The sequence below is a fragment of the Paenibacillus phytorum genome (genome assembly GCF_013141715.1).
Taxonomy (GTDB): domain Bacteria; phylum Bacillota; class Bacilli; order Paenibacillales; family NBRC-103111; genus Paenibacillus_E; species Paenibacillus_E phytorum.
In genome coordinates, this window is the sequence record NZ_WHOA01000004.1 from 76,821 (window position 1) to 102,664 (window position 25,844).

The following is a 25,844-nucleotide window of genomic DNA, read 5'->3' on the forward strand; positions in this document are numbered from 1 at the left end:
TCCTTTCCCTATTGCTAATTCTATTTCTATTGTTGCACGACCCAAGCTCCCTCTGCAAACCTCATGGGAAGCATCGTCCTAGTAGCTATGAGATTTACCCTGTACCTCAATGAATCATGCTTTCACTGCAGTTTGCGGCAGCTCAATATCATGCAAATTTAGCTTTTTATCTGTCGGAAGGAAGGCTGCTAACAATCCGATTAACGGTAAAAAGGCACAGAGTTTAATAACAAAGGCGATGCTTGTTGCATCCGCCAGCGTCCCCAGCACAGCGGATCCGATCCCGCCTAAACCAAAGGCCAATCCAAAGAACAATCCAGATACCGTACCCACCTTGCCTGGCAGAAGTTCTTGTGCATAAACGACAATGACGGAAAAACCCGATAACAAAATAAACCCAATACACGCACAAAGGACACCTGCCCAGAACAAATTGGCATAAGGCAGAAGCAGCGAGAACGGTGCAGTGCCTAGAATAGAGAACCAGATCATATTCCGTCTCCCAAAACGATCCGCTAAGGGGCCACCCATGAACGTACCTACAGCTCCGGCAGCAAGCAAGGTGAATATGAAGAGCTGCGCTCTTTCGACCGAAAGCTGGTCATGTTCAATCAAATAAAAGGCGTAGAATCCTGTCATACTGGCCACATAAACAAACTTGGAAAATAGGAGCATGATTAGAATAAATATCGCATACGCAACCATTTTACGAGGGAGTTTCTTTCTGACACCCTCGTTTCTGTTGGCTGTAGACGGACGGCTTCCCGCCTTTCGATACCATTTTGCAACGAAAAACTGAACCACAATCGCAGCCGCAGCTACAAATGAAAACCAGATGATACCGAATTGACCAAACGGTACAAAGATAAGGGCTGTAAAGACAGGAGCCAAAGCCTGCCCGATGTTACCGCCTGTTTGGAATATCGACTGCGCCAGTCCCCTGCGAGGCCCAGCAGCCAAATAAGCCACACGCGATGCTTCCGGATGAAGGACAGAGGAACCCAGACCAACTAGGATAACGGCTAAAATAACCTGCGCGAACGAAGACGCCACCGCCAAGACAATCACTCCTATAAGAGAGAAAAACACACCTGCGGGCAGCAGAAATGGCTTCGGTTTCGCGTCTGTGTACAGACCAATCAAGGGTTGAAACATAGAGGCCGTCACATTCAATGTGAAGGCAATCCACCCGATTTGTGTAAAACTGAGCTGCAACGAATCATGTAGAATTGGAAACACAGCAGGGATAACGGATTGAATCGCATCATTCAACAAATGAACCAAGCTTATTGAAAATAAAATAGCATAAACGGTACTATTACGGGCATTGTTTGAAACGGACATGTGATCTCAAACCCCTTTCATCATATCATCTGATGTTTAAAATTAGAGGAGAATAAAGCTACTCCTGGTTAAGATACTTTTTAAGCTGGCTGACCGTATCTTCTAGATTTTGTTTGGTCCAGTACTCGGCAGCCGATACATCCTTGTCTTTAATCGCTTGATACATATTTTCGTGCTGGAGATTGTGGGAATCATGTGGACTCTGGACGCTCACTAATTTGTAAGACGTTTCAAGGAGCACAGTTGAGAAAGTCCGGTATAGGTCGATAGCAACGCTATTCTTGCTGGCGATGGCGATGGACAGATGGAACTTTACATCTGAGTTCAGATAGGTACTCGTATCGCCTTTCTCCAGTGCTTCCGACCGTTGATCCAGTGCGCTTCGCATCTGCTCCAAATCATGATCATCGCGGCGCTCAGTGGCTAATCGGGAGATTTCCAGCTCGAGCATCCTTCTTACCTCATAGACCTCCAGAATCTCGGCTCTGCGAAGCCTATGGTCAAGCGGCTCCTGCATACCTGTGTTAGCCGTCAAAAAAGTGCCGAAGCCCTGCTTCTTTTCGAGCAAACCCGCATGCACAAGCACTCTGACCGCTTCACGGATCGTCGAACGTCCGACACCGAATTGCTGCATAAGCTCGGGTTCCGTTGGAATCTTATCGCCGGGTTTCATTTCGCCTTCTGATATTTTCTTTTGCAATTGATTAACAACATCATCAACCAATTTAGGCCTATTAAGCGGCTGGAATGACATCTTCGAATTCATCAGATCATCTCCTGTTTAGAAAGTATAGCATAGCTGCCCTCGAGTTTACATCCTATTTTTTACAATCAGACTCTTTCCTTGAAAGATCTCGGTAAGCTTCTTAGCTTTCCTTTCTCGTAAGAGTGTTGTATTTTGTGCAACTTTAGGCAAGCAAACCCGCGTTTTCCACGCGATTGTTGCAAAATATACAACAATTTCAGCCAAAAATCGCTCTATACCCTCTAAAACGACTGAATTGTTGTACAACATACAACATCTCATAGCTTGCCCAGAAGAAATCAGGGAAATTGTTGTACGTTGTACAACTTGCCTTTCTATTCACTCTACCCTTTATCAAAAGCCGCTAATTTCAATCAACTTTCATTAGACGACATAAAAAAAGGACTTCATCGAATTTAACATTCGCGGAAGTCCTTTTTTACCTCTATATTTACGAGACTTATTTGTCTTTTTTAGCGTGTGAACCGTCGCAGTTACCTTCAGTGTTTTGTGTGTTTCCGCATGCGCATTTACCCATGATCTCAGCCTCCTCACTTGTTTGTGGTGCTGAGGTAATTATATCTATTTTACTTACAATTGTAAAGCGAATAATTAAAAGTTAGTAAATGAGTTTAATTATCATTCTCATTACACTCGTCCACACTTCGTTAGCACTCTCCTGCCGAGACTGCCAAGAATTTGACAATGACGTACTCCATCATGCAAGGTATAGTTATAGCAACAGAACATGAACGATAGTTTGCTAGATTCAAAATATATAATTAACCTTTGGGAGGTACTATGAAATCCACTAAACTTACGATGATCGCGACGGCCGCAATGGCTTTCTCCTTATTTACTTCAGCTACACTTTCTAATCCGGCTTCCGCTGCAGCCAAAACAAGCGCTGATTTCACAGATTTGGCTGGTAGTGATGCCGCGCTTAAAGCTAAGATTGATGCGATGATTGCAGCTGGTATTTTTGAAGGCGTCTCGGACAACACATTTGGCATTACGCAAAATATGACTCGTGCTCAATTTGCCAAAGTAGCCACATTGATTTACAACATCACTGTTGATCCTACCGTTAAGGTGTCCAGTTTCTCTGATGTTAATGCCAATGATGCAGCGAATGGCTGGGCCATCCCTTATATTGAAGCAGCAAAAAAAGCTGGTCTTATAGATGGTGTCACAGACACTACTTTCGTTCCCGGCGATTCTGTAACAACAGCTCAGCTGGATACCGTTCTGCTTAAAGGTTTAGGCAAAAAGATTTCCATGACAGGCTCACCTTGGTACGCAGATGCTGTGAAACAAGCAACAGATCTTGGCATTCACCCTACTAGTAAATCTGGCGACCAGCCTGCCAATCGCGCTGACCTTGTTCTAAGCTCCTACACAGCTCAGCAAGTTTTCGGGAATCAAACACGCATTTCGATTACAAAAACGCAAGCTTCTTCTTCCGATAATAAGAAGGTTCAAGTTACTTTCAATAAAAAAGTGGATGCTAGCAAAGCAACGCTCACATTGAAAAATGGTACAACAGTCGTCCCTACGACAACAGAGTGGGCTAGTGATGGTCAATCGGTAACATTAACGACTACTCTTGCGCTTGCTGCCGGGGATTACACGGTAACGCTTGGCGGACTCGATGCTTCCACTGTCCAAACAACAACTGGCAGCTTTAGCGTTACTGCTCCTAGCACAGGGAACGTTTCGATTACCGGTACCTACACATTAGCTAGTGTGCTCGATAGCGGTCTAACAGATGCAGCTACAGGATTAAATGATCTCGTTGACAAAGCAACTGCTGAAGATCCAACAAAAAGTAAATTAGCTAAAGAAATTGAAATTAAAGTGACATCGGCTAGTGGAGATCCCATTGCGATCCCTGGGGTTGTTCAATCCGTTCATTCCTCTGATTCTAGCATTGCTAAAGTGGGTCTTACCTCAGACCATCATGCTTACGTTCTAGGCAACAAGCCGGGAACTGCAGAAATCACTGTCCTTGTCCAAATTGGAAATGGCGACGCAAAGCAATTACACGTTACTGTCACGGTTAAAAGCGACGCGATCACTGCCAAGGAAATAAAAGCAGGACAAACTTCCATTGACAAGACGGTAACAGGAAGTGTTTATACCTTCAATGCTTATACGGAAATGGATCTTTCCATCACAGATAACTATGGTATTAAGTATAAAAGTGATGACATTAAACGCTACAATTTCGCACTAGGCACCCTTTTCATCACGAATGATATTAAGGGGAATGCCGGAACAGCTGTAGGAACCGTAGCGGTTGACGCGGCTGGAAACGTTACTGTGACTGGTAATGTGACTTCCTTCGAATTAACTGCTGTAACTTCAACAGGTGAAAAAGCAACAAGCTACGTGACACTTAACCACTAGTAGAACCAAAAAAAGACCGTCAGAGCATTCACTCTGGCGGTCTTTTTCATCTATTATGGCTTAAACGCCAGCAATGCCTCTCTAACCTCGGCCACCGTGTCCATTTCCAGAATCCTTTCAACTAACGCCACGCAATCGCTGCGGTTCAAATCCGTAATCACTTTCTTCACCTTGGAAAGCGATGAAGCCGCCATACTCCATTCATGCAGACCTAAGCCGAGCAAAAGCGGTGCAGCAATCGGGTCACCTGCCATACTACCGCACATTCCGCTCCATTTGCCTACAGCATTAGAAGCATCGATGACTGTCTTGATCAATCGTATGACCGCGGGATGGAAATAATCGTATAAATAAGCTACCTTCTCATTCATACGATCGACAGCAACCGTGTACTGCACAAGATCGTTCGTCCCGATGCTGAAGAAGTCAACTTCCTTGGCAAATCTGGAAGCGAGTAATGCTGCTGACGGAATTTCAATCATAATTCCCAATTCTACAGAATCCGCATAAGGGATTCCTTCTTGGCTAAGCTGTTCGCGAGTCTGCACATAGATTTCTTTCGCCTGACGCCATTCTTCCATGCCCGAAATCATCGGAAACATGATTTTCACATCACCGTGAACCCCCGCTCGCAAAATCGCACGAAGCTGGGTTATAAGCAGCTCCTTACGGTCCAGACAAAGTCGAATGGCCCGGTAGCCAAGAAAGGGATTCATCTCCTTCGGCAAATCCAGATAAGGAAGCTCCTTATCGCCACCAATATCGAGCGTTCGAATAACAACAGGACGTCCCTTCATTGCTTCTGCTACTTGCCGGTAAGCCTTATATTGGGTTTCCTCGTCAGGCATCTGAGATTGCCCCATAAATAAAAACTCTGTACGGTACAGCCCTACCGCTTCAGCCCCTTGGCTTAGCAGGCTTGCCGATTCCTCCACCGTACCGATGTTTGCAGCCAGTTCCACACGGAAGCCGTCCTTCGTAACAGCATCCCGTTCCACATAGGCCAGCAGTTCGGCCTTCTCTTCTTCATCACGCTGCATGAGAGCGTGGTAGGATTCTTTGGTTGGTGCCGATGGGTTTAAGATACAGTTTCCAGTCGAGCCATCAATAAGAAGCTCATCTCCATGTCGAATCTGGTCAATCCCATCCCCTAATCCCAGAATCGCTGCGATTCCTAATGAATTGGCCAAAATAGCGGTGTGGGAAGTCTTGCCTCCTATACGAGTGACAAACCCGAGCACCAAATTTTTGTCCAACTGAACCGTATCAGAAGGTGTCAAATCATCCGCTACGAGAATGACAGGCTCCCCGATATCGGAAAGCTGTGTTCCTTTGCGTTCACATAACTGAGCGAACATCCGGTTTCCTACATCACGGACATCTGCCGCGCGCTCCCGCATATATTCATTCTTCATGCTTTCGAACAGAGCAACAACCTGCGTGACCACTTGATGTATCGCGCTTTCCGCTGTCCACTGTTCGCCTACTATTAATTTCTCCATGGGTGGATAAAAAGTTGGATCTTGCAAAAAGCTGATTTGTCCTTTCAGAATCACAGCCTTTTCTTCCCCAAGAGTACGCTGCGCCTTCTCAATCAGAACTTGCAGTTCAGCCTGACAAGCAGATTTGGCTTCCCGAAGCCGTTCAACCTCGGTATCGACATCTTGTGTTTTCTTTTTCTCTACGTCCGTTAGTCGCACTGGATCGTACACGAATGCTTTACCTGTGCGAATGCCGGCGGATACCCCTAGTCCTTGCAATGCTCTCTCCGTCATACTAGCATCTCCTATCCCTCAAGCTGCTATAAGCAGCTCTTATACTTCTCCAAAGCCGCTTTCCACCAATTCAGCCAAAGCATCCATCGCCGCTTGTTCATCCGGCCCTTCTGTTGTCAGTGTAATAACCGAGCCCTTCTCCAGCCCTAACGTCATAAGACCAAGAATACTTTTCCCGTCTATGATCGCGTTATTAGGTTCATTGTAATATTCAAGCTTTACGGTTGATTGAAAAGATGCAGCTTTTTCAGTAAATAGTTGGGCAGGGCGAATATGAAAGCCGGAATCGTTCCGGATCGTAAGTTCTTTCGAAATCATGTTTTTGTTCTCCTCTTAGATGGTTTGTAGAATCGTTATTAATTGCTGCGCTTCTGTTACTTTCAACAAGCTTTCACGGAACTCCTCATGAATCAACTTACGGGAGAGCGCGATCAAAATTTGCAGATGCTCATTGCCTGCGGCGGCCTCTGGCACGGCGATCATGAAGACGATCCTCACGGGCTGGTCATCTAGTGATTTCCAATCAAGAGGCCCAGTCAACTTGGCAAAAGCAACGCCGGGCTTGCTAACTCCGTTCGACTTCCCGTGAGGAATAGCGACCCCGAAGCCTATACCTGTAGAACCGGTCTCTTCCCGCTTCAAAACCGCTTCCAGATATGCTGCTTTATCCGTAATACAGCCAGCGGCTGCAAGTCCGTCGATCATGGATTTCATACATTCTTCTTTGCTTGTTGCTTCCAATGGAATTAAAATACTTTGCTCATTCAGCAATTCTTGAATATTCATATGGGTATCCTCCTAAATATAAAGGGGGAAGAGATTCCCCCTGCGTGATTAGATTTAATTGGTGTAAAGATTTAGTCTCTTACAGGCTTCTTCAATATATTCAGCATAATGGCTGTAACAACCGTTCCTGCTACGATAGCTAAAGCATACATAGCCAGTTGGCCAACGGCATTCGGGATCGGCAGGACGAAAATCCCTCCATGAGGCGCGCGCAAAGTAGCGCCGAACAGCATGGATAAAGCGCCTGTTAAAGCAGAGCCAACCATGATCGAAGGGATCACGCGGAACGGATCGCCTGCGGCAAACGGAATGGCACCTTCCGTGATAAATGAAATTCCTAGAACAGAAGCCGCTTTACCGGCATCTCGCTCTTCCTTCGTAAATTTCTTCGGAGCTAGTATGGTTGCCAGCCACAAACCAAGCGGAGGTGTCATTCCAGCAGCCATTACTGCTGCCATGGGACCATATACACTGCTGGCCAACAACCCTACCGCGAACGTATAAGCCGCTTTATTCACAGGGCCGCCCATATCGAATGCCATCATCGCTCCCAACAGGAGACCGAGCAATACGGCATTCGTGGATCCGAGCGATTTGAGCCATACCGTCAAACCATCCATAATTGCTTTTACGGGTTCGCCAATGACATATATCATTAAAAGTCCAGTAATTCCGGTAGCCAATAAAGGAATAATTAGAATAGGTTTCAAGCCTTCAAAATTCTTAGGCATCTTGATATAATCTTTCAACAGCTTCGCGACATAACCCGCAAGAAATCCGGCAATGATTCCGCCAAGGAAACCAGCTCCCATTTTTGAAGCAAGCATCCCACCAACAAGACCCGGCGCCAAGCCTGGCTTTTCCGCAATGGAGAAGGCGATGAATCCCGCCAAGATCGGTACCATTAGCGCAAAAGCTGCTCCGCCGCCAATGTCCATTAAAGCTGCGGCAAAAGTACCCTGTTCTTTAAAAGCCTCAATGCCGAAAATAAAAGATAGCGCAATTAGCAACCCGCCAGCAACAACCAAAGGAAGCATATTTGAAACGCCTGTCATCAAGTGCTTATAGGCTCCGGTTCGTGAAGCGCTGCGCTGAGATTTCGACTGCTCTACTTGCTTCAGATAATCATCAGCAGAGGCCGCTTCTTTGTTCAACGCTTCATCGAGAAGGCCTGCCGGGTTTTTGATTGCCTGCGCGACAGGGACTTTAACAACCGGCTTTCCAGCGAAACGGGATTCTAATACATCCGTGTCCGCAGCTACGATAATGGCATGAGCTTCGGCAATCTCCTGCTCGGTAAACTTGTTTTCTACTCCGACAGCTCCTCTGGTTTCTACTTTAATCGTAATGCCCTTTTCTCTAGCTGCTTTCGCTAAGGATTCAGCAGCCATATACGTATGTGCAACACCGGTTGGACAAGCAGTAACAGCAAGAATCTTTTTCATAGACGCCCCCGCCTTCAATTCGAATTTGTTGTTTTTGGAATAGACCATATGTTCACACTGCCCAGTTTTTCTTCCACTTCAGCAAGCGTACAAACCTGTGTTCCCGGCTTCAAAGCCGTAACAGTTCCTGCAGCCGAGCTCCACCTCGCAGCTTCTTCCAGCGACATGCCATGCAGCATGCAATAAATGAGCGCGGCTACCATGGAGTCCCCAGCCCCCACTGTACTTAGAGGAGTAATTGGAGCAGGTTTGGCGCGAATGGCCTCCGTCTTCGTTACAAGAATCGATCCCTCTCCACCTAAAGAAACGGCCACGTAAGCAATCCCTTTAACGATTAATCTTCTTGCCGCATCAATAATCTCTTCATCCGTCCGGAAGGACTCTCCGAAGAACGACTCCAGTTCATGAATGTTCGGCTTGATCGCGTAGGGAACAGCCTCAATACCATGGACGAAAGGCTCACCATCGGCATCCAATACGGTCCGAACACCTGCCTCATTCGCAATCTGGATAAGTGTCTTATAGAAATCACCAGGTACTCCCTTTGGCAAACTGCCCCCCAGGACAACCAACGAAACATGATGAATATCGGTTCTGAAACGATCAAGAAATTGACTTAACACGTCATCGTCTACCGTGAATCCTGGCTCATTCAACTCCGTTGTTTCTTGGGTTTGTTCCACATAGACCTTTAGGTTCGTTCTTGTTTCACCCTTCGCCTGAACAAACCAATTTGGGATGCCTAGACTCGTAAGTGTATCCGTCAGCACATTCCCCTGGCGCCCTGCACACAAGCCCCAAGCCGTCACATCAACGGAAAAATTCTTCAATACCTTGGCGACATTGATGCCCTTTCCTCCAGCATCCATTCTCCATTCTTTAATTCGGTTCAATCCGCCCAGAACAAAATCTTCCACAGTTACCGTTTTGTCCAAGGCCGGATTCAATGTAATCGTCAAGACAGGCTTCATGACTTCCTCCCACCTGTCTGTACGACGGTAACGGTAACCCCAGCCGTATCAAGCTCTTTCAGTGCATTGTCCGATATACCGTCATCCGTCAACAGCTGGTCAATCTCGGATAATGCCGCAACCTTAGCAAAAGATACTCTTCCGTATTTGCTGTGGTCCATGAGTAAAATCACTTGCTTGGTTGAACGGAAGAAAGCCCTTTTGGTCGAAGCCTCCAACATATTCGGCGTTGTCAATCCAATGACAGGATCTAGACCATTGATAGCCACGAAGGCTTTATCTACATGTACGGATTCTAGCGCTTTCTCAGCTAACGGACCTACCATCGCCAACGTTTCATGACGTAAGGTGCCGCCCGTAAGAATCAAATCGATTCCTGTGTTGGCAGACAATTCTTGAGCTACTGCAACGGAATTGGTTACTACCGTAAGCTTTTTGAATGTTTTCAATTCCTTAGCCAAATAATAAGTTGTAGTTCCCGAATCGAGTATGATGGAATCGCCTTCTCGAACCATAGAAGCGGCTTCTTTGGCTATCAGCTCCTTTTGTAAACGATAGCGATCTTCTTTTTCCACAAAAGTAGGCTCTGAATTGTCACTGACAAAAGCTACAGCTCCTCCATGCGTACGGCGAAGCTTGCCTTCTTCCTCAAGGATCTTCAGATCTCTGCGGACCGTTGATTCAGACACCTGAAAATGCTGAGCCAGCTCTTGAACGGACGCACGCTCTTTTACTTGAACATAATCGGCGATCTTCTGCTGACGTTCTTCCTCAAACAGCATCACGACCCCCCCTATCCCATTTCATAGATTTGCGCATATACGGTCATGCGTTTGATTGTTTGATCTCATTTATGATTATATGTGATCGATATTTATTTGTAAAGCGCTTTCTAGAGGTAATTTCTTTCATACTAGTCATATTTGATCACAACATATTAAGCTGCCGCTTCTAAAAACCCACCCTCAAAGGGGTGGGTTTTTAGAAGCTCCTTTGATGAGGCCACTTTCGCTTTTCTCCGAGTTCGGGCTGAAAACGTCCAATTCACAAGAAAATACACTCTTGGCGCTGCGCTCACCTGACGAATACATAAATTACAGGAACCACACCAACCCCCATCCACATATATTGGTGTAGCGTATTTCTAGCAAAAAACTCTAAGGAGATCATCCATGAATTATCCTCCTTCCTATTACACACACCCCAATTCGCCCTATGATCGTTACCCTATTCCTGCTGCATACTACCCTGCTTACTGGGCTTGGCATCGTGATTTTCCTCCAGTCGATACGAAGGTACTCTCACATTCGGCTGCAACCTCTCAGACCCTCCTTCGAGACGCCTCTCTCTTAATTCGAAAGCTGGAAGACCCAGCTATAGCCGGCCAATTGATGAGCAATGCCCAGAATGGCAATCAGAAAGAAGTGGATCGGATTATCCATACTTTTGGCATTGAGTCCATCATACTGACTAAATTTACACCAAGCGTTGTTCATTTCACTATCGATCCTCGCGTCCCCGAGAAACAGTGCTGTGAAATAGTATTGTCCCTAAAATGGGGCAAATGACAAAAACAAAGAGCAATCGAAACCAACTTGTTCGTTGGCTTGGATTGCTCTTCATAATTCTTATCGGACGTCCGCTGCGTTCAAGAATGGCCATACCTTCCCCAGCCAATTAGCTAGAATGACGAGCACAATCCAATAAAAGATATAATAAACATCTAGCATCGAATAGGAAGATACATAATAAATGTCCGTTTTTTTTGCGCGGAAAAACGCTTCGCTTCCATTGCCACAGCCGTCCGGTGGGCGCGGCGTATGCTTTGGGCAAGCAGCGGAATGGCATACATTCGCAGCGTCGTATACCATCCGGTGATTGGATTACGCTTTTTCTTCCCCCGCACCTTCAGCGCATAGCGAAGGGTTTGAAATTCTTCGAGCATGAGCGGCAGCATGCGCAGTGCGGCGAGGAAGCTGTAGGCGTATTTCGGCGCGACTTTCCATTGCTGCATCATGGCATAGAAAAGCGCAACCGGCCGTGTGGTCAAGCTGAACAGCAGCCCGACCGCGGCAACCTGAAGGCCCCGAAAGCCCAGATGGATGCCGCGATAAAAGCTTTCTTCGGTGATTCGGATGAAGCCCAGCTGGTACCAAAGCGTATCACCGCTGCCGAACATCATCATCCCCGTGGACGAGGATAGGAAGATAAGCAGGAACGGTGAGGCATACAACAGCAGCCGCTTCATCGGATGGCCTGAGAACAAGAAGAGCGGTACCAGTGCGCCCAAGGTCAAATACATCATGGCATTCAGATTATGCGTGAACACGACAACAACAAACAGCAAGATGGACAGGATAAGCTTTACACCCGGATTCACCCGGTGCAGCCAGGTTTCACGATACGCGAAAGTTATTTGCATAGCATCGCAGCTCCTTCCGGAGCATGTGCGACTGAGCCCGGCAGCTTCTCAGCCGGCAACTCCTTCACATGCCCTGCTTCAACCTGCCAAACGCGAGTGGCGCAGCGTTTCACAATCTCCGGATCGTGCGTGACCATCACGATCACAGTTCCGCTCGCCCGCAGCCGCTCCAGCTGCTGCAAGATGCGCAGCGTACCGCGCGCATCAAGCCCGAAGGTGGGCTCATCCAGCAGCAGAATGCTTGGGCCGCGCACCATCGCGGACGCCACGCTTAAGCGCCGCTTCTGGCCCATCGACAGCTGGAACGGATGCCTTTTGCGCAGCGCGAGCAAGTCGTATTCCCTAAGCAGCCGCTCTATAGCCGCCCGCTGCACATCCCGCCCCTGCTCCGCCTCCGGCAAGGAGTAGGCCAGCTCCTCCTCCACCGAATTCGTGACGAATTGGAATTCGGGGTTTTGGAACACAAAGCCGACTTGCTCTGCAAGCTGCTCGACTTTGCTGCCCTTAACCCCCTCGATCCAGCAGCTGCCGTGGGTCGAAATGAGCCGCATGATCGCTAGCAGCAGCGAGCTTTTGCCAGCGCCGTTGGCACCGACAACGGTAATCCAGTCGCCAGGATAGACGCTCAAGTTATCCACAGAGGTCTTGATCTGCCCTCCGCGCAGCCCTTCAAAATCGCGAAGGGTCATGACCGGAGCCGCAGTCTGAAGGACGGAGGTTGTTTTTAGCTCCAACTCATTATCGTCCCAAACACCAGGGTACCAGATCCCGTACTCGATCATTTGCTGTTTGTAAGCTTCGAAGACCTCTTGAGGGGGACCATCTGCTAGCAGTCCTCCGTCTGGTGACATGACGATCAAGCGGTCGATGAATCCTAGGATGCCGCTTATTTTATGCTCCACGATAACCAGTGTCTTCTCAGCACTAATCCTTCGAATCGTTTCCCATACCTGCTCAGTGCCTTCTTCATCCAGAAGCGCCGTAGGCTCGTCAAGGAACAGCACTTCCGGTTCTAGCGCGAGCACACTTGCAATAGCCAGCCGCTGTTTCATCCCTTGTGACAAATTCCCAATCAAGGTATGGGTGTTTTCTAGTTGAAGCCCCACCAGCTCCAGATAATATGCGATACGAGCAGGCATCTCCTCACGAGGGACTTGTAAATTTTCTAAGACGAAAGCAATTTCCTCATCCACATACGGCATGCAGAACTGTGTCTCCGGATCTTGAAAGACATAGCCTGAGCGGCTTGGAGTGTGGATGCCATCTGCCTTGAGCGGAATCTCTACAATATCAGGTACAATACCGCTCAGCACTTGAAGCAGGGTTGATTTCCCACAGCCGCTCGGCCCCAGCAGCAGTACCTTCTCTCCAGGTTCAATCGAAAAGGAAACCCCCTGAAATAACAGGGGGGCGTCTTCTCCGGGATATTTTAACCTTAAATTCGTAACGCTCATTCCTTTGCTCATCACGTTACCTCAATACGTCGTAATCTTTCTTTGAAACAGGACGAACTAGACTGAGCACACCGGTACGAGCCAATGCACCAGCTAAGTAGTAAGCGAATACGCCGGCGATCAAAGCACTGCCCAACAGACGAAGTCCAATAAACAGACAGTAGTTCCAGAACGTGAGTTGATCAATATAACCATAGTAATTATCCACGAGCAAAGATAAAGCTGCGGATGCGAAGGACGCTAGGATCGTCACGCCCACATTTGCACGGCGGTAAAGGAAAAGGGCAAAAACGAGTTCGGCACCAAGCCCCTGCAGCAATCCATATACCAACGTTGAAACACCCCAAGAGCCACCAAAAAGCGCCTCAATCGTCGCAGCCGCTACTTCAGCCAATAAGGCAACGCCAGGTTTGCGAATAACCAGAAATGCGAAGGTTGCTGCCATAAACCACATGCCATAGCTCAACTGCTCCGCGTGAAGGCCGAATGGTTTCAAAATATCGTACATAGGCCCCCATACGCGATAAATCACACCAAACACCGCTGAGATCACAATGGTGATCAAAATATCCGTCAATTTCAAACCCTTTGCTGCTGTTTCTTTTTGCGCCATCTGTTTGTTCGACTCCTTTTCATATTTAAATGTGTAAAATGAATAGGCGAACACGAAAAAAAAGCCCACCGGGTAGCGGCAGGCATAAAATTAGTGCATACAAGGCACTTCATTCTCTACGCTGGCATTACCCAGATCAGATTAACGGTCAGTGGCATAGGGCCACTATCTCAGCCTGACTTCATCAAGCACCCGTGTTGCTATTCATTTGGCTTAACTGTAGCGGATTGCCAACTTTTTGGCAATGCTTTTTTTGGGGGAATTCGCTCTATTTTTCAATCAAATGCTGCAAATCATTCGTTAATCCGTTCAGCTGGCGAATGCTGTCTACGATATCTTCCACACGCCTTTGCTGCACTTCGGCACTTGCGAGCACCTCTTGTACGGAAGCTGCGGATTGCTCAGTAATCGCTGCAACGGACGTCATTTCCTCAGCAACTCTTTGCGACGAAGTTAGCAATTGAGCATTCATGCGCTGCAGGTTTTCCGCTTGTTCCATGACTTCAGCCGTGTTATTGTTGATGACTTCGAACAACTGATCGACGCTCTCCGCTGATTTCTTACCTGATTCTACGGCGGTAATGCCGACGGCAACCTTCTCCACAGCTGTCTCCACTTTATTTTGAATAGAGCCCAGAATTTCCGAGATATCTGTGGATGCCACATGTGCATTCTGCGCCAGCTTACGAATTTCGTTCGCAACAACGGAGAAGCCTTTGCCATGCTCACCTGCGCGGGCAGCCTCGATGGAAGCATTTAACGACAAGAGGTTCGTTTGATTCGCTATTTCGGCAATCGTTGTTACGATATTTCCGATTTTCACATTTTCTTCATTGACCGCATTCATAATTTCTGACGTTTCGGTCACGATAACGGTAATATCATTGATTTTGAGCGACAAATCTTCCATCTGATTCTTGCCTTCATTCGTCATCTGCGCTGTATCACGGGATCTGCTGCTCATCGTGTTCGAAGCGGAAGAGGTCATCTCAACGGTCTCATTTACTTCCTGAATAGCGGTTGTAATATCCGTGATGCTGGTTGCTTGCGACTCAATGCCAATCGATATTTCTTGAAAAGCAGCCACGACTTCTTCGGTAATTCTGCCCGTAACGGACGCATTTTCTTGAAGCGTATTGCTGGATGTTCCAAGCACTTCTGTTGTTGTACGGACGCCTGTCAGAATTTCTTCTGACTTCACACGCGACACCTCAGACTCTTTCACGCTTTTAACTACATTAGCAAGCATTCTAGTTCCAATTTGGCCTTGCCCTACCAATGTTAAAATGGTCAACAAGTAGAAAGCGTTAATGGTTACTAGGCTGAAATCCCCGGGTAATGTGGAGCAAAAATAGTTCAAATTAATAAGTCCAATCACGGCATTAAGCAAAAGCGGTCGGAAGTTCATATACAAAGAAACGAGGGTCAAACCGAGAAACAAGATTAGAATACTGGACAGGGCGGGGACATGGGCCATAAAAAAATAAGAAATGATGTTAAAACCTATAGCAATGACATACATCGTGTAAGGCACCCAGATTTTTTTCCAAGTTAAGATAGTACATATGAGAGCAATCGGTGCTCCGTAAGAGAGCAAAGTCATGATCATTTTCGGCGAGTGATAGGCTGCGGCGATTCCAAGCACCAAGCATCCCCATAAAAGCTTGACCATTAATCCATTTCTTCTGTGTAATTCTAATCGTTGTTCTGACACTGGAACTTCTCTCCTTTTTTTCTACATGAAATGACATTTTATTACATCATTCAACAAGTGGCTGAAAAATCCTCTATTTCGAATGATAACGAGCAAATCTTTACGCAGAAATTGACTTCTAGCCAATAGTATAACTACAATATGTAGTGTTGATATTTAAAAATTTATTCAAAAAGGAGATCATTTATAATGGATCATTCAACCATGCAGCACGGACCTGATTTTATGGCTATTTTGCTCTACATAGGATTGGCTATTTTTGTTTTGTCGATTATTGGCTATATGTTGGCCGCGAAAGCGCACAAGCAGAACACAAGTCGATTGAAAAAGGTGGAGAAACAGGCTTTGCAAAAAAAGCTAAAGACCTTGCTGCTTCTCTCTCACACTCTCGTTATTATCGCGATATGCTGTGTGGGAACCTCGCTAATTCAGCAAAATCCCAGCAAATACAGTGTAGAAAAATTGAATTTTAATGCTCCTATCCAGGTCGTAACAGATAAAGATTATGGACGAGGGCATGCTGAAGGTACACTAACCTATGAAATGAAAATCCCGACCTCCGGTACACACAGTCCACATGACTTAAAGTTCGGCTTTTATAAGGAAAGACCTTCCTATGAAATGCTTGTTCATAATTTAGAGCACGGCGATATCATTATTCATTACCACCCTGATGCTCCTAAAGAATTACTAGATCGACTCGACTATTTAACGCATTTTAAGAAAGCCGGAGCCGGTGTACTAGCTGTACCGAATCCAGATGTACCTAGTGATCAAGAGGTCGTCGTAACCGCTTGGACGAAAACGATGCAGCTAAAAAAGTTTGACGAAGCAAGTGTGGGAACGTTCATCTACCAGAACATTGATAAAGGACCTGAACAGATCCCTTCCGAAGTACGCCGCGGCGGCGGTACGATGTAAGTTAATACTACTTGCGAATCGTTTCACGGTCGGATACTAAATCCGTTGGCACTAAGCCGGTTAGACGCCTGAATACACGGTAAAAATATGACGGGTCATTGTACCCGATGAACTCGGAGATCTCGGTCACTGATAGCGCAGAATGTCTAAGCATGTAGATGGCCGTTTTGATCCTTATAGCATGGACGAACTCACTGATCGTTTGACCTGTCACTTTGCGAAAAAGTACCGCTGTGTAGTTCGGAGATCGGCTTATACACGCGGCAAGCTCGTCTTTGGTCACGTGCTCGCGATAATGGTTCTGAATGTAGCTTTTCATCTGCTCCACTAGCTGTGCTGTAGCGGTCGTTGTAGTATCTTGGTCCCACTCTCTATGGAGATAAACAAACATCTCTTTGAGCAGCGCTTCACACAGCGTTTGGTAATAGGATTGCTTGTCTTGCCACTGCTGATGGATAAGGCGCAAACGATCGACAATCAACTCATATTTACCCGTTATTCGGCTAGTGTAATGCTGCAGTTGGAGGAGTGGGAACAGTTCTGCTGCTTCCTTAGCAGTGAATTGAACGACGTACTTTTCATGGATCTGGGTCGGTACACTTCTTCCATAAAAGGGGGTTTTGCTCGGTATGAGCAGCCATTGCCCTTTCTCAACTACCTGCTTCTTCTCATTGATCCAATACACACATCGGCCATAGGTAACGAGAACGAGCGTCCAATTGGGGCATCCCTCCAACTCTTCCTTGTACCAATTGCTGCTTTTGTCATACGTAAAGGTTATTACCTGCATAATGGCACCTTCCTGCATACTATAGTACATACATCATACTATAGTTCATAGAACTTCGGCTCATTTAGGCATATAATGAAGCCAAAATTCATTCGTTACTATCGAAAGGAAGTCCTAAACACCATGCGTAAAACAAAAATCATTTGTACCATGGGACCCGCTTGTGATTCCGTCCCTACTCTTAAAGAATTAATTCGTGCGGGCATGAGCGTCGCCAGATTGAATATGGCTCATGGCGATTTAGATGAGCATCGGGGACGCATTCAGCGCGTACGTCAAGCAGCTGCTGAGCTTGGTGTCATCATCCCTATTCTGATGGATATTAAAGGTCCGGAAATCCGCATCGGTCAATTGAAGGATGCTTCCTACGATTTGCAAAGCGGCGATCACATTGTGCTTACGACTGAGCAAATTATCGGCGATTCCAAACGTGTTTCTGTGAATTACCCTGGCCTTCCGCAGGATGTTAAGCCGGGGAATCTTATTCTTATTGATGACGGCTCTATCGAGCTTCGTGTAGAAATGATTGACGGTACAGAAGTTACTTGCAGCGTCTTGAATCAAAGTGTCTTGAAGCAGCGTAAAGGTGTTAATCTGCCGGGCGTGCGTACTTCCCTACCCGGTGTTACCGAGCGCGATGTGATGCATATTAAGTTCGGAGTTGAAGAGAATATTTCCATCATCGCGATGTCTTTCGTACGTAACGGAAACGACGTTAGAGAAGTTCGCGGGATTTTGGAACAGCATGGTGCAGCGTTTACGCCGATTATTTCGAAGATTGAGAACGAAGAAGGCATGACGAATTTCGCTTCGATCCTTGAAGCTTCTGACGGCATCATGGTTGCGCGGGGCGATCTCGGCGTTGAGATTCCGACGGAGGAAGTTCCGATTGCGCAGAAAGACATGATTCGCGCTTGTAATTTAGCAGGCAAGCCTGTTATTACGGCGACGCAAATGTTGGATTCCATGCAGCGCAACCCTCGTCCAACACGCGCAGAAGTAAGTGACGTGGCGAATGCGGTGCTTGACGGCAGCGACGTTGTCATGCTTTCCGGCGAGACAGCTGCAGGCAAGTATCCCATCGAGTCCGTGACGATGATGGCGACGATCGCCGAGCGCGTAGAGCAAACCATGGAGCGCAGCTCCATGATCGACGCACAGCTTCAGTCGAACAACGAAGTGACTGAAGTGCTTTGCCAAGCGGTCGTATCATCCGCTAACAAGCTGCACGCTGCAGCGATCTTGACGCCTACGGAGAGCGGCTTCACTGCTCGGATGATCGCAAAGTACCGCCCAGAAGCACCGATTATCGCGGTGACGTCCAACGAATATGCGATCAACTACCTGAGCATGGTGCAGGGCGTTATCCCGATTCTTGGCGAATTCTGCGACTCCACTGACGCGATGATCCGCTCTGCCATCGGGCAAGCTGAGACGCTCGGCTACGTGAAGAAGGGCGACATCACTGTTGTCTCCGCCGGTATCCCAGTAGGGAAATCAGGCACGACTAACCTGTTGAAGGTTGAGCGGGTTTAGTCATTAATTAACCGTCTGCTGCATCTTTCACCAGACAATTCTGTAAAAGACACCCTCTGGGTGTCTTTTTTTGTTGGGTGGCTTGGGAATCTCCCCTGAATTTCGCCTAGGGTGACACTACCTGCATTTCGTACATCAAAATTATGGGTTTATCCCCTTTCGGATGGAATTACCTGCAAAATGTGCAGCTGATTTCGCCAAAAAGGCTGAAAACCCTCGTTAAGCGGAAAATTTGATGCAGGAAATGCAGGTAATCTACGCGGTAAGTGCAGCTACCGTGAATTTTGATGTAAGTTTTACAGCAAATTTGTTTGAACAAGCTCCACTTGCTGCGTTCCAATGAAGAACTCAGCCTGAGCTTTTGCAATTTCTTAATCCTTTTCCCCTCTGATCCTCCCCTATACGCTCGATACTTACTCCCATTTGGGGTAGACTAATCTAGCTAAATGATGATGGAATAACGGAGGCCCCATGATTATCCGACTTGGATTCGTATCTATAGCAATGGCGATTTTTAATAACACCCCTAGCTCCACTTTTACATATAAGCTCTTCTCTCAGCGTCCGCGGGAGGAGGCCATGCAGCGAGCCCTCGAGATCGGACGCAAAAATCTCGAGGCAACTCAGCGAATTCTGTACTATAATGCCGCTCATGGTATTCGTTTATTTCGACTATCGTCGTCGTTGATTCCTCTCGCTACTCATCCGGATGTGCAGATTGATGTGGCCACCGAATATAGAGATGAGCTTCGAAAGCTTGGCGATTTCGCCAACAGTCAGGGAATCCGCCTAAGTATGCATCCTAATCAATTCACGCTGCTAAACGGGAGTGACTCGGTTGTGGAGGCCGCTATAAGGGACTTGCACTATCACGCTGCGATTTTGGATGGGATGGGGCTTGATGAGTCAGCTATCATCAATATCCACGTTGGCGGTATGTACGGAGATAAAGCAGCCGCCACGGAGCGGCTATTTGTTAAGATACCTGAGGTGCCCGAGCATGTCATTCGGCGTCTTACATTTGAGAATGACGACAAAACTTACACGCTAGAGGAAACACTGGCCGTGAGCAAAAGGCTGCAGCGCCCCTGCATGCTGGATTTGCACCATGATTGGTGCAACCCATCCGCAGCTTCCCCCATCGAACTACTGCCAGACATCGCTAAGACCTGGGGCGACATTCCGATGAAAATTCACGTCTCCTCGCCAAAGGATGAGAAAGAATTCCGTTCTCATTCCGACTACATTGAACTCGATCAGCTCATCCCTTTTCTGAAAAGCTGCAAAGAGGTTGGCCTCCCCCGCATCGACGTCATGATTGAAGCCAAAATGAAGGATCTAGCCCTGTTCATGCTCGCGGAACAGCTTGGAAAAATTCGCGGCGTGAAACGAGTGGATGGCGGCGTTTTGACGTGGTAGAACAAAAAACCGTTTCTGACCAAAACTCAGAAGCGGTTTTTATTCGCTGTCGAATCCTTTTTATCCAATGGTACTGTATGAATCTGGCTCTTCACATGCTTTATCGCATTAATTTCACCGCCGATGATAATGATGAGCGCCGAAATATAGAACCACGTCATGAGCACGATGATCCCCCCGACACTGCCATAAGTCGCGCTGTAGTTGGTGAAATTATTGACATAGAAGGAGAAACCGAAGGATGTTAATTGCCATCCAACTGCAGCGAATATCGCTCCAGGAAGGACGCTTTTACAGGTGAGACATGTATTGGGTGCAATATAGTAAATACCGATGAAAACCACAAACACAATGACAAAGTTGACGATCCAGCGCAGGTTGTTCCACAAATTCACGTGCTTCACTGAAATCGGAATGTTGGCAAGCGTCCAATCCCCGATCCAATGACCAAACACGCTGAGCAGCAGCGCTGAAGCGATGACAATGAGCATGCCCAGCGTCAGCATCACAGCGAGAAAACGCGAGTGTATGAAGCTTTTGCGCTCAGGCAGCCCGTACGCTTTATTAACGGCAATGACGATCGCATTCATCGCTGCGCTGGCACTCACCAAGGCCAATATGATCCCGAAGGAAAGTGCCCCTCCTCTTTTCACATCCAACAGATTGCTAAGCGTTTCCTCGATCCACCCGGCGACTGCCCCCGGAATATATTCTTTAATGAGCCCCATGACATCATCCGAGGAGAACGGTAAATACCCCAATAGACTTAGAATAAATAGAAGAAATGGGAACAACGATAGCAAAAAATAGTAAGCGCATTGGGCTGCAAGCCCCGTGGCATCATGCTTTTCGAACTGATTCCAAAGCAATTTTAAGTAAGATATCCCCATATGTATATAGGTCCTTTCATCGGTCTATAAATGTGATAGAATAGATAGTCCAGTATTGCTATGAAACAGGTGATGATTTTGAGTTCTCTTTCTATTTACCCTACACCATTAGGTACGAAACAAACCACAGAGCGACCTATCCCGCATGCGCGTATGGCGCTTTTAACGAATAGTTCCGATTTTGTGTCAGATAGCGATCGTGACGCTTACTTTTTCCGCGACTTGGAAAGCCATCAGATTCTGTTGAATGAAGCGCAAGTTCAGGCTGTGCGCCATTTCAAAGGTCCCTTACTTACCCTGGCTGGAGCCGGTTCCGGGAAGACGACTGTTCTGGTGTGCCGAGTGGCTTATTTACTGCGTGTCCACCGGGTTCATCCGTCGAATATGTTGTTGATTACTTTTTCGAAAAAGGCCGCCGAAGAGATGCGGGAACGCCTCACGTCCATGCCGGGTCTTGATCATAGTATGACCAATACGATGCAGGTGCGGACATTTCATGCTTTTTGTCTCAGATTACTGCGAATGAACGGGTTACAACAAGAGATTCTGAGTGATGGCCGCTATCAGCAAATCGTCTTCAAACGCATCATGCTAGGCATGGGGCTGCAGGATACATATCAACCCGAAGTGCTCATTTCCTTGCTTTCCTCTTATAAAATGCAGCTGATTGAGGTTGAAGACCTCCCAGAAGGAACGGAAGAAGACAAAGAAGTGAAACGGATTTTCATGCAGTATGAGCAGTGGAAAATGGAGCAGCAGAAGATTGACTTCGATGATATTTTGATCAAAGCGTACCATTTACTAAAGCAAAACACCGATGTCTTGCGCTCGCTGCAGCGAAAGTTCACTTATATCAGCGTCGATGAGTTCCAGGATACGAATACCGTGCAGTACGAAATCATTCAAATGATTGCAAAGGACCACGAGAATTTGATGGTCGTTGGTGATGATGACCAGACGATTTATTCGTTCAATGGCGCGCGAAATGAATTTATTCTACAGTTCCATGAGAAGTATCCTGCTGCCACGACGGTCACTCTTGATATTAATTACCGTTCTACTTCAAGCATCGTCGGTCTGGGAAATGCCATCATCAAACACAATGTGCAGCGGAAGTCGAAGACCCTCCTCGCCACGAAGGAAAGTGATCGGAAGCCGCAATATGTGAAACCCACGAATAGTGACGACGAGGCCGATTGGTTAATTAACGATCTTCGGATTAAAGTAGCCGAGGGTGGCAGCCAGTATGGCGATTTCGCTATTTTGTATCGGACAGCCAGCAACAGTCGGGCGATTATCGAGCAGTTGATTCTTCATAATTTGCCTTTTGTGGATTACGGTAGCAATGACTCCTTCTACGATCAGTGGATGGTGAAGCCGATTATCGATCACTTAAGGCTTGCCCATGAGCGGCGTAATTTCGAAGCTATAGAAGGTGTCCTCCCTTCATTATATATAGGACGGGACCAAGGCATGCGGATTATTCAAGATCAGGAAGCGATTCAGGCGAAAAAGTGGCCGCTCATCCACCTGCTCGGTCTGCCTCAGCTGAAAGATTTTCAGAAAGAAAAGCTCAAAAGTCGCATCCGGCTCATTAAATCGCTTGCTGAAATGAAGCCACTCGCAGCCGTTCAGGCGATTCGCAAGGATTTCTATGATGCTTTCCTAGAGACGAACAAGCGCAGCAAGCTGACGAGTCACAGAGAAATGCTGAAGGAAACGCTGGACGAGCTGGAATCTTCGGCCAAGCGATTCGATACGGTGGAGCAATTTCTTTATTTTATCCATGAGGTCGCGGAAAAACGCACCGAAATGAGTCGGCTCCAAAAAGAACAATTCGCGAATAAAATTTCGCTCATGACGATTCATAAATCGAAGGGACTGGAGTTCCCGATCGTGTACTTGCTCTGTGCGATTGAGGGCAATATGCCGCATAGCTCGGCACTCGATGCCAGCCATCTAGACGATGTAAAGATGGCTGGGGTTACGGGGCGCGACAAGGGAACCGCCGCGCTGGAGGAAGAACGGCGACTGGCCTACGTCGCCGTCACGCGCGCCAAGGCTGAGCTGCTGATCAGCTCGCCGGCGTTTTATCGCGGGAAGAAGGCGGAGCCTTCCCGCTTCCTGCTGTCCGCGTTCCCTGGCGCGGACCCTGTTGTCAGCCGCGAGCCTGCTGCGGCTGTGGGTTCTGCAGCGGCGCGGCGCCCAGCCGCTGCTGGGAAACCCGCCGCCGCGACTGAGCGGGTCGCGGCGTGGATCTGCGAGCAGGTCGGCTGCAAGGCCTGGTCACGCATCTCTTCGCCGCAGGAAGCGAAGCTTGCGGCGAAGGCGTGCCCCTTGTGCAGCGCAGCGATGGTCAAGGGCAGCCGCATGGTTTCGCTCACTCGCTAGCCGAGCATGCCTACATGCCCACTTAAGCTTTTCGATGGATGATTTCCCCATCAAGGCTCCAACTTTCAGCAAGGACTCACGTTGAACAAAAAAACGCCTTCCGGCCGAGCCCGATGAATATGCATATATCCACAATCTCACTCAGCTCAGCAAATCCCATAGCTAACCATGCTAAATAGGCATTAATCTACACCTTACCCCCTAAATCAATAAAAGCAGCAATCCCCTTTGGGAATGCTGCTCTCTTTTTTTTACACAAGTTCCTTCAAAGCCTCTAAAGCCGCATCATAATTCGGATGCTCCTTCATCTCCGTTATATACTCCACATAACGAACGGTATTGTTCTCATCCAAGATGAATATCGCACGCTGATCAAGCTGAATCTCTTTAATCAAAACGCCATACGCTTGGCCGAAAGCGCGACTTTTATAATCAGATAGGGTTACGACTTTATCAATGCCTGCAGCCCCGCAGAAACGACTTAGTGCAAATGGAAGATCCACCGAAATCGTCAAAATGGCGACATTATCTCCTAGCTTATCTGCTTCCACATTGAAACGACGCGTCTGTGCATCACATGTGCCTGTATCCACGGAAGGGACGACCGAAATCAGCTTCACTTTGCCTGCATAATCCGATAGGCTGACCTCTGTCATCAAATCCTTATTCACCTTAAAATCTGGCGCTTGATCGCCAACCTTAATTTCCGGTCCTAGTAAAGTAACTGGATTTCCTCCAACTGTTGCTACCCCTGTGCGTTCTTGTACTTGTGTCATATTCGTATTCCTCCTGGGATTTTATATGTTTTAGGTCATTAGATTTGTTGTTTGTTAGGCTTTCTCAATAACCGCTTTAAGCTTCTCTTTGGATTGTACCCCAACCAGCTGATCAACCAATTGACCATCTTTGAATACGAGCAGTGTAGGGATACTCATAACGTTATATTTAGAAGCGGATTCTGGGTTATCATCCACGTTGATTTTTACAATTTTGGCTGCATCGCCGATCTCAGCAGATAGCTCATCTAGAATAGGAGCGATTATTTTACAAGGTCCGCACCAAGGGGCCCAAAAATCTACAAGTACAATACCCGCTTCAATTTCATTGTTAAAAGTCGCATCGGAAATTTGTTTAACTGACATGGCTAATTCCTCCTAAAGGTTCTTTTATATTTTTATATTAAAAAGCATTTAGCATGCTGTTCGGAAATAAATCGTTCACAATCAAGTGCCGCCATACAACCGCTTCCTGCTGATGTAATGGCTTGGCGATAAATGCGATCCTGCACATCCCCACAAGCGAATACGCCAGGTACAGTCGTTTGCGATGTTCCGGGAATAACCTGCAAATATCCGAGCTCATCTGTTGGCAGCTGTCCGCCTAGGAAGCTAGTATTCGGAGTATGCCCAATCGCTAGAAAAATACCATCTGCCTCCAGCAGCTCTTCCTCGCCGGTTACGTTATTGAGCACCTTAAGTCCGGTCACTCCAAGAGGGCCAGCTACGACTTCAAGCGGTGTCCGATTGAGGCTCCAGGCAACTTTTTGATTGCCGCGGGCGTGATCCTGCATGATTTTCGATGCTTTCAGATCGTCACGACGGTGCACTACGCGCACTTCAGAAGCGAACCGAGTCAAGAACTGTGCCTCTTCCATCGCTGTATCCCCACCGCCAATCACGATAATCTTCTTGTTTCTAAAGAAAAATCCATCGCAAGTTGCACAGGTGCTAACGCCTTTACCAATATTGTCGGATTCACCGGGGATGCCCAGTTTCTTGGCCGTTGCGCCTGTGGAAATGATCAGCGAGTCCGCTGTCAATTGACCTCCATCCTCTAAAAACAAGGTGAATGGCCGTTTGGACATATCGACTTCTGAGACCCGACCTGGCTGAATCGTTGCACCGAAACGCAATGCCTGTTTACGCATATTGTCCATCAACTCCGGCCCCGTGATGCCATCCGGGAATCCTGGGAAGTTGTCTACTTCCGTGGTGGTAGTTAACTGCCCCCCAGGCTGTATGCCTTCTATGACTAAAGGCGACATGTTCGCCCTTGCCAGGTAAATCGCTGCGGTCAACCCCGCTGGTCCAGTTCCGATAATGATCGCTTTGTGATGCATAGGAACGCCTCCTTTAATACTTCGTGGTAATTGTATGATTTTGTTTTATTTGTCAGCAATTTAATTTGAAACAACCTTATGAATGAATCATACCAATTCC

The 25,844-nt window shown here is 47.3% G+C and carries 22 protein-coding genes, 1 pseudogene and 1 riboswitch; of the genes and pseudogenes, 6 read left to right on the forward strand and 17 right to left on the reverse strand.

The window, feature by feature from the left end:
• Positions 1-114: 114 nt before the first annotated feature.
• Both GC098_RS00300 and GC098_RS00305 read right to left on the reverse strand, forming a co-directional pair.
• Entirely contained in the window at positions 115-1,344 is a 1,230-nt protein-coding gene (locus GC098_RS00300; protein WP_171639885.1) for an MFS transporter, read from the reverse strand.
• Between the two features lie 58 nt (positions 1,345-1,402).
• A complete protein-coding gene (locus tag GC098_RS00305; protein ID WP_171639887.1) occupies positions 1,403-2,110 on the reverse strand; it encodes a FadR/GntR family transcriptional regulator in 708 nt (235 codons plus the stop codon).
• 780 nt (positions 2,111-2,890) lie between these two features.
• On the opposite strand from GC098_RS00305, the gene GC098_RS00310 reads away from it, so the two are divergent.
• Complete coding sequence (locus GC098_RS00310; protein WP_171639889.1) at positions 2,891-4,498, forward strand: S-layer homology domain-containing protein; 1,608 nt, start codon at positions 2,891-2,893, stop codon at positions 4,496-4,498.
• A 53-nt stretch (positions 4,499-4,551) separates the two neighbouring features.
• Here the strand turns inward: GC098_RS00310 and ptsP are convergent, their stop codons facing one another.
• The 6 genes from ptsP to GC098_RS00340 all read right to left on the reverse strand — a co-directional run bounded on the left by ptsP (position 4,552) and on the right by GC098_RS00340 (position 10,257).
• Positions 4,552-6,273: a phosphoenolpyruvate--protein phosphotransferase gene (gene ptsP / locus GC098_RS00315; RefSeq protein ID WP_171639891.1), complete on the reverse strand. Its 1,722-nt coding sequence runs from the start codon at positions 6,271-6,273 to the stop codon at positions 4,552-4,554.
• A gap of 39 nt (positions 6,274-6,312) precedes the next feature.
• The gene (locus tag GC098_RS00320; RefSeq protein WP_171639893.1) at positions 6,313-6,591 is read right to left on the reverse strand and encodes an HPr family phosphocarrier protein; all 279 of its coding nucleotides are present in this window, start codon (positions 6,589-6,591) and stop codon (positions 6,313-6,315) included.
• Between the two features lie 15 nt (positions 6,592-6,606).
• Complete coding sequence (locus tag GC098_RS00325; RefSeq protein ID WP_171639895.1) at positions 6,607-7,059, reverse strand: PTS sugar transporter subunit IIA; 453 nt, start codon at positions 7,057-7,059, stop codon at positions 6,607-6,609.
• Positions 7,060-7,130: 71 nt separating this feature from the next.
• A complete protein-coding gene (locus tag GC098_RS00330; protein ID WP_171639897.1) occupies positions 7,131-8,504 on the reverse strand; it encodes a PTS fructose transporter subunit IIC in 1,374 nt (457 codons plus the stop codon).
• 14 nt (positions 8,505-8,518) lie between these two features.
• Entirely contained in the window at positions 8,519-9,475 is a 957-nt protein-coding gene (pfkB, locus tag GC098_RS00335; protein WP_171639899.1) for a 1-phosphofructokinase, read from the reverse strand.
• Positions 9,472-10,257: a DeoR/GlpR family DNA-binding transcription regulator gene (locus GC098_RS00340; protein ID WP_171639901.1), complete on the reverse strand. Its 786-nt coding sequence runs from the start codon at positions 10,255-10,257 to the stop codon at positions 9,472-9,474. The genes pfkB and GC098_RS00340 overlap by 4 nt, the downstream gene beginning before the upstream one ends.
• Before the next feature lie 390 nt (positions 10,258-10,647).
• Between GC098_RS00340 and GC098_RS00345 the strand changes: the two genes are divergently transcribed.
• On the forward strand, positions 10,648-11,043 hold the full coding sequence (locus tag GC098_RS00345; RefSeq protein ID WP_171639903.1) for a YuzC family spore coat inner layer protein: 396 nt from the start codon (positions 10,648-10,650) through the stop codon (positions 11,041-11,043).
• A gap of 60 nt (positions 11,044-11,103) precedes the next feature.
• Here GC098_RS00345 and GC098_RS00350 read toward each other — a convergent pair.
• The 4 genes and pseudogenes from GC098_RS00350 to GC098_RS41075 all read right to left on the reverse strand — a co-directional run bounded on the left by GC098_RS00350 (position 11,104) and on the right by GC098_RS41075 (position 15,678).
• Positions 11,104-11,897 (reverse strand): annotated as a pseudogene (locus tag GC098_RS00350) (energy-coupling factor transporter transmembrane component T family protein).
• Positions 11,888-13,363 carry an ABC transporter ATP-binding protein gene (locus GC098_RS00355; protein ID WP_171639906.1) on the reverse strand — a complete coding sequence of 492 codons (1,476 nt, stop codon included), beginning with the start codon at positions 13,361-13,363 and terminating at the stop codon, positions 11,888-11,890. Before GC098_RS00355 ends, GC098_RS00350 begins: the two are co-directional and overlap by 10 nt.
• Before the next feature lie 4 nt (positions 13,364-13,367).
• On the reverse strand, positions 13,368-13,964 hold the full coding sequence (locus GC098_RS00360) for an ECF transporter S component (protein ID WP_171639908.1): 597 nt from the start codon (positions 13,962-13,964) through the stop codon (positions 13,368-13,370).
• A gap of 96 nt (positions 13,965-14,060) precedes the next feature.
• Positions 14,061-14,170: riboswitch (TPP riboswitch) on the reverse strand.
• A gap of 62 nt (positions 14,171-14,232) precedes the next feature.
• Positions 14,233-15,678, reverse strand: a complete 1,446-nt coding sequence (locus tag GC098_RS41075; protein ID WP_171639910.1) for a methyl-accepting chemotaxis protein — start codon at positions 15,676-15,678, stop codon at positions 14,233-14,235.
• 189 nt (positions 15,679-15,867) lie between these two features.
• Here GC098_RS41075 and GC098_RS00370 point away from each other — a divergent pair, with 189 nt between their 5' ends.
• The gene (locus tag GC098_RS00370) at positions 15,868-16,599 is read left to right on the forward strand and encodes a DUF3105 domain-containing protein (protein ID WP_171639912.1); all 732 of its coding nucleotides are present in this window, start codon (positions 15,868-15,870) and stop codon (positions 16,597-16,599) included.
• Between the two features lie 7 nt (positions 16,600-16,606).
• Here the strand turns inward: GC098_RS00370 and GC098_RS00375 are convergent, their stop codons facing one another.
• The gene (locus GC098_RS00375) at positions 16,607-17,389 is read right to left on the reverse strand and encodes an AraC family transcriptional regulator (RefSeq protein ID WP_171639913.1); all 783 of its coding nucleotides are present in this window, start codon (positions 17,387-17,389) and stop codon (positions 16,607-16,609) included.
• A gap of 123 nt (positions 17,390-17,512) precedes the next feature.
• On the opposite strand from GC098_RS00375, the gene pyk reads away from it, so the two are divergent.
• Together pyk and uvsE are read left to right on the forward strand one after the other, a co-directional pair.
• The gene (gene pyk, locus GC098_RS00380) at positions 17,513-18,925 is read left to right on the forward strand and encodes a pyruvate kinase (RefSeq protein WP_171639915.1); all 1,413 of its coding nucleotides are present in this window, start codon (positions 17,513-17,515) and stop codon (positions 18,923-18,925) included.
• A gap of 471 nt (positions 18,926-19,396) precedes the next feature.
• On the forward strand, positions 19,397-20,344 hold the full coding sequence (uvsE, locus tag GC098_RS00385) for a UV DNA damage repair endonuclease UvsE (RefSeq protein WP_171639917.1): 948 nt from the start codon (positions 19,397-19,399) through the stop codon (positions 20,342-20,344).
• A gap of 26 nt (positions 20,345-20,370) precedes the next feature.
• Here uvsE and GC098_RS00390 read toward each other — a convergent pair whose 3' ends face one another.
• Positions 20,371-21,234: a YihY/virulence factor BrkB family protein gene (locus GC098_RS00390; protein WP_171639919.1), complete on the reverse strand. Its 864-nt coding sequence runs from the start codon at positions 21,232-21,234 to the stop codon at positions 20,371-20,373.
• 60 nt (positions 21,235-21,294) lie between these two features.
• Between GC098_RS00390 and GC098_RS00395 the strand changes: the two genes are divergently transcribed.
• Positions 21,295-23,625, forward strand: a complete 2,331-nt coding sequence (locus GC098_RS00395; protein WP_171639921.1) for a UvrD-helicase domain-containing protein — start codon at positions 21,295-21,297, stop codon at positions 23,623-23,625.
• A 251-nt stretch (positions 23,626-23,876) separates the two neighbouring features.
• Here GC098_RS00395 and tpx read toward each other — a convergent pair whose 3' ends face one another.
• Genes tpx through trxB form a run of 3 tightly spaced genes read right to left on the reverse strand, consistent with a single transcriptional unit; the run spans position 23,877 to position 25,744 of the window.
• Positions 23,877-24,401, reverse strand: coding sequence for a thiol peroxidase (tpx, locus tag GC098_RS00400; protein WP_171639923.1), 525 nt, complete (start codon positions 24,399-24,401; stop codon positions 23,877-23,879).
• Between the two features lie 54 nt (positions 24,402-24,455).
• Positions 24,456-24,767: a thioredoxin gene (trxA, locus tag GC098_RS00405; RefSeq protein WP_171639925.1), complete on the reverse strand. Its 312-nt coding sequence runs from the start codon at positions 24,765-24,767 to the stop codon at positions 24,456-24,458.
• Positions 24,768-24,799: 32 nt separating this feature from the next.
• Complete coding sequence (trxB, locus tag GC098_RS00410; RefSeq protein ID WP_171639927.1) at positions 24,800-25,744, reverse strand: thioredoxin-disulfide reductase; 945 nt, start codon at positions 25,742-25,744, stop codon at positions 24,800-24,802.
• Positions 25,745-25,844 lie beyond the last annotated feature (100 nt).